General features: G+C 58.9%; 9 protein-coding genes and 2 pseudogenes. 8 read left to right on the forward strand and 3 right to left on the reverse strand.

Annotation, left to right across the window (positions count from 1 at the left end; genetic code table 11):
* The first annotated feature begins 2 nt into the window (after window positions 1-2).
* The 7 genes and pseudogenes from AO277_RS22110 to AO277_RS22140 all read left to right on the forward strand — a co-directional run bounded on the left by AO277_RS22110 (window position 3) and on the right by AO277_RS22140 (window position 6,628).
* Complete coding sequence (locus AO277_RS22110) at window positions 3-773, forward strand: LamB/YcsF family protein (protein ID WP_002553477.1); 771 nt, start codon at window positions 3-5, stop codon at window positions 771-773.
* A gap of 127 nt (window positions 774-900) precedes the next feature.
* Window positions 901-1,653: an SDR family oxidoreductase gene (locus AO277_RS22115; RefSeq protein ID WP_044318791.1), complete on the forward strand. Its 753-nt coding sequence runs from the start codon at window positions 901-903 to the stop codon at window positions 1,651-1,653.
* Window positions 1,654-1,774: 121 nt separating this feature from the next.
* Entirely contained in the window at window positions 1,775-2,476 is a 702-nt protein-coding gene (locus AO277_RS22120) for an amino acid ABC transporter permease (protein ID WP_002553479.1), read from the forward strand.
* A 6-nt stretch (window positions 2,477-2,482) separates the two neighbouring features.
* Window positions 2,483-3,224 (forward strand): annotated as a pseudogene (locus AO277_RS22125) (amino acid ABC transporter permease).
* Window positions 3,225-3,243: 19 nt separating this feature from the next.
* Complete coding sequence (locus AO277_RS22130; protein ID WP_005731847.1) at window positions 3,244-3,972, forward strand: amino acid ABC transporter ATP-binding protein; 729 nt, start codon at window positions 3,244-3,246, stop codon at window positions 3,970-3,972.
* A 51-nt stretch (window positions 3,973-4,023) separates the two neighbouring features.
* Complete coding sequence (locus AO277_RS22135; protein ID WP_002553482.1) at window positions 4,024-4,857, forward strand: ABC transporter substrate-binding protein; 834 nt, start codon at window positions 4,024-4,026, stop codon at window positions 4,855-4,857.
* A gap of 106 nt (window positions 4,858-4,963) precedes the next feature.
* Window positions 4,964-6,628: a PqiB family protein gene (locus AO277_RS22140; RefSeq protein WP_044318792.1), complete on the forward strand. Its 1,665-nt coding sequence runs from the start codon at window positions 4,964-4,966 to the stop codon at window positions 6,626-6,628.
* 16 nt (window positions 6,629-6,644) lie between these two features.
* Here the strand turns inward: AO277_RS22140 and AO277_RS22145 are convergent, their stop codons facing one another.
* Both AO277_RS22145 and AO277_RS22150 read right to left on the reverse strand, forming a co-directional pair.
* Window positions 6,645-7,919: a glucarate dehydratase family protein gene (locus AO277_RS22145; protein WP_044318793.1), complete on the reverse strand. Its 1,275-nt coding sequence runs from the start codon at window positions 7,917-7,919 to the stop codon at window positions 6,645-6,647.
* Complete coding sequence (locus AO277_RS22150; RefSeq protein ID WP_180273459.1) at window positions 7,916-9,280, reverse strand: MFS transporter; 1,365 nt, start codon at window positions 9,278-9,280, stop codon at window positions 7,916-7,918. Before AO277_RS22150 ends, AO277_RS22145 begins: the two co-directional genes overlap by 4 nt.
* Window positions 9,281-9,419: 139 nt before the next feature.
* Here AO277_RS22150 and AO277_RS22155 point away from each other — a divergent pair, with 139 nt between their 5' ends.
* Window positions 9,420-10,319: a LysR family transcriptional regulator gene (locus AO277_RS22155; protein ID WP_044318795.1), complete on the forward strand. Its 900-nt coding sequence runs from the start codon at window positions 9,420-9,422 to the stop codon at window positions 10,317-10,319.
* A gap of 174 nt (window positions 10,320-10,493) precedes the next feature.
* On the opposite strand, the pseudogene AO277_RS22160 reads toward AO277_RS22155, so the two are convergent.
* Window positions 10,494-10,587, reverse strand: a pseudogene (locus AO277_RS22160) (IS5/IS1182 family transposase); the annotation flags it as partial.

Raw genomic sequence — 10,587 nt, forward strand, 5'->3', positions numbered from 1 at the left:
CGATGCGCATCGATCTGAACGCTGATCTGGGTGAGGGCTTCGGCCCCTGGACCATGGGTGAGGATGAGGCACTGATGCAACTGATCTCCTCGGCCAACGTGGCCTGTGGTTTTCATGCCGGTGATCCATTGATAATGAACAACACCGTGCACCGCGCCAAAGCGCTGGGCATCGATCTCGGCGCACATGTCGGTTTTCCTGATCTGCAGGGGTTCGGGCGGCGCAGAATGAACATCGAACTCAACGAGTTGTGCAGCATGGTGGTGTATCAGCTGGGCGCTCTGGCAGGCATTGCAGCCGCTGCCGGTTACCGCGTGACGCACATGAGCTTCCACGGCGCGCTGGGTAATATGGCCGCGGCCGATGCCGAACTGGCCAGGCCGCTGGTCAAGGCGGTCGCCAGTTTCGATGCGCAGATGATCATCAGTTCATCCAGCAGCGCGGCCATCGAACAGGCCGCCGAAGCGTGCGGCCTGAGAGTCGCGACCACGTTTCTGGCCGACCGAGCCTACGACGAAAACTGCCTGCTGGTGCCGCGTGGCATTGCCGGGGCGGTGATCAAGGACCCACAGCAGGTCCGCGCCAGGGTTGCGCAACTGTTGCAGGACGGTACGGTTGCGACCCTGAGCGGCAAGCGCGTGGCGGTCAATGCCCAATCAATCCTGTTGCATGGCGACACGCCGGGGGCGGTGGAGCTTGCGCGCAGCATTCGCCAGAGCATCGAAGAGCAGGGCGGTGTCATCACCCCGGTTTCACAGCTGCTCGGGTCATAAGCGCAGCTTATTGCCACACAACCATTGTGTCTTGGTCGCTGCCCATGACGCTCGTTAAAGTCCAGTACAAGGCGATCAGCATTAGCAGCCAAGCGGCTGATCGACGCTTATTCAAGGAAACCCCGACATGCCTTTTTCCGATTACAAAACTGCGCTGGTGACCGGCGCTTCTTCCGGCATTGGCGAAGCCGTCGTCGAACGGCTGTGTGCCGAAGGTCTGCAGGTTCATGCGCTGGCGCGCAGTGCAGACAAGCTGGCGGCACTGGCGCAGCGCACCGGCTGCATCGCACATGCTATCGACGTGACTGATCTGGCCGGTCTGACGGCACTGTTCCAGGCCCATCAGTTCGATGTTGTGGTCAACAATGCCGGAGTCGACCGGCCCGGTTCGCTGCTCAAGGCCGACGCAGAAGGGATTGATCTGCTGGTCGATGTGAACCTGCGCGCGGTATTGCAGATCGCCAGGCTTTCGTTGCCGGGTATGGTCGAGCGTGACAGCGGGCACATCATCAACATCAGCTCGATTGCCGCCGCCTACAACTTCGGCGGCAACTCGACGTACCACGCCACCAAGGCTGCCGTGAGCATGCTTTCTCGCCAGCTACGTATCGATGCGTTCGGCAAGCGCGTGCGGGTGACGGAAATCTGCCCGGGGCGTGTGGCCACGGATATTTTTGCCCATGTGCATGGCGATTCCGAGGAAGTGCGCAAACGCTTCATCGAGGGCTATGAGCTGCCTGTGGCCAAGGACATTGCCGATGCAATCGCCTACGTGATCGCTGCGCCCATCGCGGTCAACATCGGCCATATGGAAATCACCCCGACGCTACAGGTACCCGGCGGGCTGTCGACCGCGCGCCTGCAGGACTATGAAGGCTGAGGCTGCGCCTCGCTGCGAGCGCTGTACCCATCACGAGAGCGGCACCAGCCGCCATGCGACACCCGCGCCAGTACCCCTGGCGCCTTGCTTCTGCCCTGGCTGAATGTCAATGGGAACAACCATGACGAGTAAATTCGATCTTTCGGCGATCCTGCAGGGCGAGTATGCCGAGCTGATCGTCAAGGGCATAGAGACAACCCTGCAACTGGCGTTCGTTGCCTGGTGCATGGCAATGGCGGTGGCCTTGCTGCTGGTGTCTATTCGCCTGACCGGCAACAAATACGCCGAGCGTCTGGTGGCGGGCTATGTGTCCTACCATCGCAATGTGCCGACACTGGTGCAACTGATGCTCTGGTATTTCGGTATTCCGACGTTGCTCACCGAAAGCACGCAGCTCTGGCTGGCCAACTACAGCACCGAGTACCTTTTTTCGGTGATCGCGCTGGGGCTGTGCCAGGCGGCTTACTTCAGTGAGGACATCCGCAGCGGCTTGCGCGCCATTCCGGCCGGGCAAGTCGAAGCATCGCGCGCATTGGGCCTGGGTTATGTGCGTTCGATGCGTTACGTGATCCTGCCGCAAGGCGTTCGCAACTGCCTGCCGTCATTGATCAATCACACGGTGCTGCTGTTCAAGAACACCAGCCTGGTCATGGCCATCGGCGTCGTCGAGCTGACCTATGCCACTCGCGAGGTCGAGAACTACACCTTTCGCACCTTCGAGGCGTATCTGGTCGCAACCGTGGTCTACCTGGCCATTTCACTGATGCTGATGGGCCTGGGTGCGTTGCTGGCCCGGCATTTCAGCAAAGCCATGGCGAGGTAGGCGGCGATGTTCGATGTGTTCACGATTGTTCGCGATAACTGGACCTTGCTGCTGGTCGGCCAATACCCTCACGGCCCGATGGGCGGGCTGGTTTCAACGCTGATTCTGGCTGCGCTGGCGCTTTTGCTGGCGTTCCCGCTAGGGCTGCTACTGTCGCTGGCACGGGTCTCGCCGTGGCGCTGGCTGCGTTACCCGGCCACGGTCTGGGTCTATGTGATGCGCGGCATTCCGCTGCTGATGGTGATTTTCTGGACTTACTTTCTGGTCCCGCTGCTGATCGGTCATAACATCACCGGCTTCACCACCATGCTCTGCACGCTGGTGGTCTATCAGAGCGCCTACCTGTGCGAAATCATCCGCGGTGCCATTCAGGCGCTGCCGGCTGGTCAGTACGAAGCATCACGCGCGCTGGGCATGGGCTACATGCGCACCACGGTCTGGGTGATTCTGCCGCAAGCGCTGTACAACGCATTGCCAATGCCTGATCAGCCAGTTCATTTCGATCATCAAGGAAACGTCGCTGGGCTAAGTGATCAACGTCCAGGAAGTGACCTTTGCCGCCAATCAGATCAATAACCAGCTGCTGACCAAGCCGTTTCAGGTGTTCTTCATTCTGGCGATCACCTACTACGTGCTGTGCTACGGCCTGACCCGGCTGGCCGCAGTGGTGGAACGGCGGATTGCCCGCAAACGGGAGGGCAGCGTGTCGCCTGCACCTGTTCCCCGGCCTTTGACTACCGATAATTGAGGGTTGCCCAATGCATCCGATGATCATGTTTTCCAGGATCAATAAGTGGTATGGCGAGTACCAGGCCCTGACCGATATCACCGCTGAAGTGCAGCGCGGCGAAGTGGTGGTGCTGTGCGGGCCCTCGGGCTCGGGCAAGTCGACACTGATCCGCACCGTCAACCGTCTTGAAGATGTTCAACAGGGCCAGATCCTGTTTGACGGCCACGACGTGAACGGCACCGACGCCAACGTCAATCGCTTGCGCAGTCGGGTGGGTTTTGTATTCCAGAGCTTCAATCTGTTCCCGCATCTGTCGGTGCTAGACAATATCATCCTGACCCCGACCAAAGTGCGCGGCCTGAAAAACAGTGAGGCGCGCGCCAGGGCCATGGAACTGCTGGATCGGGTGGGGCTGGCACACAAGGCCGGCGCTTACCCGGCGCAGTTGTCCGGCGGCCAGCAGCAGCGCGTGGCGATTGCCCGGGCGCTGGCCATGGAACCGCCCGTGATGCTCTTTGACGAGCCCACCAGCGCACTCGACCCGGAAATGGTCGGCGAGGTGCTCAGCGTCATGAAAGGCCTGGCCAAAGAGGGCATGACCATGATGTGCGTCACCCACGAGATGAATTTTGCCCGTGAAGTGGCCGATACCATCTGGTTCATGGATGCGGGGCAGATCCTTGAAAAATCCAGTCCTGAGGCTTTCTTTCAGCAGCCGGACCACCCGCGTGCCCAACGCTTCATTTCCGACCTGCGCAGCCATTGAGCACAGGCCCCTGTTTCAGCAATCCCTCCATTTATTTCCAGGAGTCTCACCATGCGTATGAAGTCTTTGCTGGTTGCACTGGCATTGTCGCCATTGGCTGTTTCGGTTGCTCACGCTGATCAGCTCAGTGATGTGATGAGCAAGAAAAGCCTGAGTTGCGGCGTCTATGCTGACGTCCCGCCGTTTTCGGCACCGGACCCGAAAACCCGTGAACTGGTAGGCATGGACGTTGACCTCTGCAAGGCGCTGGCCAAACATATGGGCGTCGAGCTGGAGCTCAAGCCGCTGTCGGTCGAAGCGCGCATTCCTGAAGTCAAAATGGGCCGCGTTGACGTGATTTTTGCCAACCTGGCCTACACCAAGAGCCGCGCCGACCAGATCCAGTTCAGCGATCCGTACTACATCGCCAAGGAAACGCTGGTAGTGCGCGCCGCCAATGCCGATCAACCGAAATCCTTTTTCAAAGGCAAACGCATCAGCTCGACCAAAGGCTCTACGTCCGAACAGTCGATTCGGCTGGCTGATGCCACGCCTGTGACCTTCCAGGACACCGGTTCTGCCTACATGGCGCTGCAACAGAACAAGGTGGTGGGCCTGGTGACCAACACCATGACCGCGATCAAGCTGGTCGGGCAGGCCAAGGCCAGTGGTGTGGAGCTGGCAATCGCCAAGGAGCCGATGGCGCTGGAGCCTATCGGTGCCGGTATGCGTCAGGGCGAGCCGGCATTTCTGGCCAAGGTCAACGAATCGCTGCGTGCGATGGAAGCAGCAGGTGAAATCGACGCGATCTGGGCGCAGTGGATCGGCCCGAATACCGAATACAAAATGGTTCGTGAAGACAAGGTGCAAAGCCTCAGTGAATTGAAGTTCGACCCGCTGCCTTGATCAAATCTTGATATTTCTTTGAGGGTTTATTGATAGTCGACGTTCAGAGTTCTGCCGACAGTATTAACCGTCGGCATGACCCCGTGTGGGCGCCTCAGAGGAAAAAATGTCTGATCGCTCAGGTTCCGTTTCTGCATCGACAATTGGCGCTTCAATCACTGGAAAAAGGCGATTCGGTGCCTCGCCGGTATGGCTGATTCCGGTGATTGCTGCCCTGGTATGCGTATCGCTGCTGATTAGCAGCTCACTGTCGAAAGGGCCGAGAATTTTTATCAGTTTTCAAAGCGCCGAAGGGCTTGAAGCCCACAAGACCAGAGTCAAGGTCAAAAATGTCGTGATCGGCGAGGTGTCGGCCGTCACCCTGAGCAAAGACCGTACCGGTGTTGTGGCGACAGTGGATCTGAATGCCGACGCCCGTGCTTTCACTGCCGAGGATTCCATGTTCTGGGTGGTGCGCCCGCGTATCGGGGCCAAAAGCGTGTCCGGCGTGGATACCCTGCTTTCCGGGCCGTATATCGCGGCAGACAGGGGGACGTCCGAGCACCCGAAAAAACACTTTATTGGTCAGGAAAGCCCACCACCCCTAACGTTTGGCGCAAAAGGCACACGTTTTACCCTGCACGCTGAGGACATGGGCTCACTCGATGTCGGTTCTCCTGTCTATTATCGGCGCATTCAAGTCGGTCAAGTGGTTGCCCGTCATTTGTCCGAGGATGGCAAAGGTGTGGATGCGGAAATTTTCATCAATGCCCCCAACGACAGGTTTGTGACCACCGATACACGGTTCTGGAACGCCAGCGGTATTGGCCTGACGGTTGATGCCGATGGGCTGAAGATAAAGACTGAATCGGTTTCGCCGTTACTGGCCGGAGGTGTGGCCTTCGTTGAGCCGGGATACGGTTCGAGCGCGCCAAGGGCTGCAGAGCATGCACGTTTCAAGCTGTTCGAGGATCAGCAAAAGGCGCTGTCACCTCCCGATGGCGAGCCGGGTTATATCCGCATGATGTTCAGGCAGTCCTTGCGTGGCCTTGAAGTCAATTCGCCCGTCGAGTTCATGGGCATAAATCTGGGGCGAGTGATCTCCGTCGATCTTGACTACGATGCGGCCAGCAAGTCTTTTTCCAGCATTGTGGGGGCGGTGATCTACCCGGACCGCCTTGGGCAGGCCAACGAAAAGATCCTAGAGACATTGGGCACACCCGACGATTCGCGTACCGCGCAGTTGATCGCCGACTTCGTCAAACAGGGCCTGCGCGCACAGCCTCGCAGTGCGAGTCTGCTGACCGGCCAGCTTTATATTTCTCTGGGTTTCTTTGCCAACGCTGCGCCGGTTCAATTCGATGTCAACGCACGGCCGCTGATAATCCCCACCGTACCGGGAGAGCTGGAGAAAATGCAGGAGCAGGTACAGCTGATCGTTGAAAAGGTCAGCAAATTGCCGGTGCAGGAGATCGCCGGCAATCTGAATGGCAGCCTTGACGAAGCGCACAAGACGTTCAAGCTGTTCAACGCAGACGTAGTGCCCGAACTTGAGACTGTTCTGGGGCAGTCCCGAAGCACGATGGAGATGGCCGGGGCGGCCCTTGCAGAAGACTCGCCGGTACGCCAGCAGGTCAGCCGGACAATGGATGAGGTTCAACGTACGGCCCGCTCGGTGCGGGTCCTGACCGATTATATAAGCCGCAACCCCGAAGCCTTGATCCGTGGTCGCACCCGGCAGGATGTGCCGAGTGTCTACCCGCCGGCCAATTCTGCGCCAAGGCCTGACTGACGCTGCCCGGACGTACTCAGTATCTTGGTTTTACAGCCCTCCACTGCGGCTGGTACTTCTGCATCTGCTTCACATCATCGCGCTGACGAATGCCACAGCTGTGGTACTGATCGTTGAGCTTGCCGAGCTGGTCGTAATCCAGCTCAAGGCCAAGGCCCGGCGCGCGGGTGATGCTGACGCAGCCGTCGACAATCGGCAGCTTGCCGCCCTTGATGACTTCCTCGTCCGGTTCCTGCCACGGGTAGTGTGTGTCGCAGGCGTAGTCCAGATTGGGCACGGACGCAGCGACGTGGGCCATGGCCATGAGGCTGATCCCCAAATGCGAGTTGGAGTGCATCGACACACCGAGGCCGAAGGTGTCGCACATCTTCGCCAGCGCCTGGGTGTCGCGCAGGCCGCCCCAGTAATGGTGGTCGGCGAGTACGATCTGCACGCTGTCGAGGGCCACGCTGCGTCGGAATTCATCGAAATCGGTCACGACCATGTTGGTCGCCAGCGGCAGGCCGGTACGCTTGCGCAATTCCGACATGCCATCCAGACCAGGAGTTGGGTCTTCGTAGTACTGCAGGTCATCGCCCAGCAGCTCGGCCATGCGAATCGAGGTTTCCAGCGACCAGTTGCCGTTGGGGTCGATACGCAGCGGGTAGCCGGGGAAGGCTTTTTTCAATGCCTTGATGCAGGACACCTCATGTTCCGGCTCCAGCGCACCGGCCTTGAGCTTGATGCTTTTGAAGCCATAGGCTTCGATCATGCGCCGTGCCTGGGCGACAATCTGTTCTTCGCTGAGCGCTTCACCCCAGCTGTCGGGCGCGTAAGGCGCATCGGCATGCTGCGCGTATTTGAAGAACAGGTAGGCGCTGAAGGGTATCTGGTCACGAATGGCACCGCCGAGCAGGTCCACCAACGGCAGGTTCATGGAACGTGCCTGCAGGTCCAGAAACGCCACCTCGAATGCTGAATAAGCGTTGCTTACCGCTTTGCTGGCGTGCGAACCCGGTGCCAGTTCAGCACCGGCCAGGCTGGCAGGTTTGTGTGCCGCAACCGTCGCCTGAACGATGCTGAGCAGTTGATTGAGGTTGAACGGGTCGAGCCCGATCAACTGGTTCTGCACCTGTTGCTGAATGGCCAGCGCCGGGACGTCGCCATAGCTTTCGCCGAGGCCGATGTAACCGTTGTCGCTTTCCACTTCGATGATCGAGCGCAGTGCGAAAGGTTCATGGATGCCACTGGCGTTGAGCAGCGGCGGATCGCGAAAGGCGATAGGGGTTACGGTCACGCGTATGATTTTCAAAGGGCGGTCTCCCGGTGATCAGGTTTGAGGCTGGAAGGGGTGCCAGGTACGACGGCGCGGTGGGGTTTGGCTGGCTCATCTCTGGACGGGCGGCGCAGGTCACCACGCGGGGTGGTGCGGGCAAAGAAAATCACGACGGCAGCGAGCAACGAGGTGGCAGCCAGCCCATAAAGACCACCCTGAATCGAACCGGTGGTCTGCTCCAGAAAACCGAACGTAGTGGGAGCAACGAAACCGCCCAGGTTGCCGATGGAGTTGATCAGCGCAATGACCGCTGCGGCAATGCGCGCATCCAGATGGCCCTGAGGGATCGGCCAGAACAGTGCAGACGCGGCCTTGAAACCGATTGCCGCGAAACAGATGGCAACAAAAGCAAACACCGGACCACCAATGGTGGAGATGAACATGCCGACGGCGGCGATCACCAGCGTGACAGCGACCCAGGCCTGTTGGTGCTTGAAGCGTGCCGCCAGTGCGGCAAAGCCATACATGGCCACAATCGAGATGATCCATGGCACCGAGTTGAACAGCCCGACCTCAAAGTCGCTGAAACTGCCCATCTTGCGGATCATGCTTGGCAGCCAGAAGGTAGCCCCGTAAATGGTCAGCGCCACCGAAAAGTAGATGAAGCAGAACAGCAGGATCTGCCGGTCTGCCAGCAAGCGAAACACCGATGGCCTGACGGTCTGAGTTGCTTCGCGCAGACGTTGCTCTTCGGCTATGGCGGTGCTGAGTGCGGTTTTTTCTTCATCGCTGAGCCAGGTGGCTTCATGCGGGTGTGATTGCAGCCAGAACCAGACGAATCCGCACAGCACTATGGAAGCGAAACCCTCGATCAGGAACATCCACTGCCAGCCGTGCAGACTCAGGCCCTCGATGCCCAGGAGCGCGCCGGATACCGGGCCGGAAATTACCGAAGCGATTGCCGAGCCACTGAGAAACAGCGCCATGGCCTTGCCGCGATCGCTTGAAGGCAACCATTGGGTGAAGTAATAGATGATGCCGGGAAAGAAGCCAGCTTCGGCGGCACCCAGAATGAAACGCAGCACGTAGAAACTGGTTTCACCCTGAACGAACGCCATGGCCATCGCGGCCGCGCCCCAGGTGAACATGATGCGGGTCAGCCAGGCGCGGGCACCATAGCGCTGCAACAGCATGTTGGAAGGTACTTCGAACAGTGCATAGCCGACAAAGAACAATCCGGCGCCCAGCCCGTAGGCCGCCGCACCGATGCCCAGATCGGTTTCCAGATGACTGCGTACAAAACCGATATTGACCCGGTCGATGTAATTGACGATGAACATCACTACAAACAGCGGCAACACGTGGCGTTTCACCTTGGAGGCCGCACGGGCAAGCACCGTGGGGTCCGTAGTGCCAGGGACGGTATTCAAGAGGCGACTCCCATTCATTGTTTTTTTGGGGATGAGTCGATCATGAGGGGGTATATTATTCCCGTCCAATCCAGTTAATGACTTGATTGATACCGGGAGTGGATCAATGTTCGAGCTTTCTCAACTGCGCTGCTTCACCACGGTGGCCACGGAACTCAATTTCCGGCGCGCTGCCGAACGGCTGAATATGACCCAGCCTCCGCTGAGCCGGCAAATCCAGATACTGGAGCACAATCTGGGTGTCGAGCTGTTCACGCGCAGCACCCGCAGTGTGGCCCTGACCGCAGCGGGCAGGGCGTTCTTCATTGAAGCGCAGACGTTGCTGGAGCGCGCGCAGCAGGCAGCCATCTCCGCGCGGCGCTTTGCCGAAGGCGATATTGGTTCGGTGACCATCAGTTTTGTCGGCAGCGCGGTGTACGAATTTCTGCCCAGAGTGATCGCCGAGGCGCGGCTCAAGCAGCCGCAGGTGAAGATTTCCCTGACTGAAATGAACACCTATCAGCAGCACGAAGCGCTCAGGGCGCGACGCATTGACCTGGGGATCGTGCGAGCGCCGCTGTTTCAGCCCGGCTACGAGAGCGAATGCCTGGTGCGAGAGCCATTCGTGCTGGCGGTGCCGGGCAATCATCGGCTGGCTCACGCTGATTCAGTTACGGTGGCGGACCTGGAAGGCGCGCCGTTCCTGATGTATTCGCATTCGGCCTATCCACCGTTCAACGAACTGCTGACCGGTATGTTTCGTTCCGCACGAGTTGCGCCGGAGTATGTCCAATGGCTTGGGTCGTCACTGACTATTCTGGCACTGGTCAACGCCGGCATGGGCCTGGCACTGGTGCCGCGCTGTGCGACCAATGTGGTGTTCAAGGACGTCGTATTTCGTGACATTGACCTGGGCGAGGGTGTGCAGAGCGAGTTGCATCTGGTCTGGCGTGCCGACAATGACAATCCAGCGTGCCGGATGCTGCTCAAGGCTATTCGTGCGGCTGTCCGGGCGGATGAAAGTTAAAGCGGAAAACCTTGCAGTGCGTTGGCATCAACTATCATTCATTCAGTCGATAGTCATCATCAAGCAAGGCAAGTTCTGTTTTTCCGGCAAAGGAGGAGGATGGCGCCATAGCCACCTGCTCCAAAGGGAGACGACGCGATGAGAATGTTTAACCTGTTGACGTTTGCTGCCGTGCTAGGGTTTGTCTGAAAAGTCAGCCCGCAAGCATCTTTCGATGCAAGCCAGTGTGACCATCGCTTTAAAGCTACTTGCCAGCTTGTCGTAACGC

Source organism: Pseudomonas amygdali (genome assembly GCF_002699855.1).
In the GTDB taxonomy this organism is placed as follows: Bacteria; Pseudomonadota; Gammaproteobacteria; order Pseudomonadales; family Pseudomonadaceae; genus Aquipseudomonas; species Aquipseudomonas amygdali.

What these genes read in the sequence shown, in the direction of transcription:
- AO277_RS22110 (WP_002553477.1), top strand. Translation starts at nt 3, where the DNA reads ATGCGCATCGATCTGAACGCTGATCTGGGTGAGGGCTTCGGCCCCTGG.
- AO277_RS22115 (WP_044318791.1), top strand. Translation starts at nt 901, where the DNA reads ATGCCTTTTTCCGATTACAAAACTGCGCTGGTGACCGGCGCTTCTTCC.
- AO277_RS22120 (WP_002553479.1), top strand. Translation starts at nt 1,775, where the DNA reads ATGACGAGTAAATTCGATCTTTCGGCGATCCTGCAGGGCGAGTATGCC.
- AO277_RS22130 (WP_005731847.1), top strand. Translation starts at nt 3,244, where the DNA reads ATGATCATGTTTTCCAGGATCAATAAGTGGTATGGCGAGTACCAGGCC.
- AO277_RS22135 (WP_002553482.1), top strand. Translation starts at nt 4,024, where the DNA reads ATGCGTATGAAGTCTTTGCTGGTTGCACTGGCATTGTCGCCATTGGCT.
- AO277_RS22140 (WP_044318792.1), top strand. Translation starts at nt 4,964, where the DNA reads ATGTCTGATCGCTCAGGTTCCGTTTCTGCATCGACAATTGGCGCTTCA.
- AO277_RS22155 (WP_044318795.1), top strand. Translation starts at nt 9,420, where the DNA reads ATGTTCGAGCTTTCTCAACTGCGCTGCTTCACCACGGTGGCCACGGAA.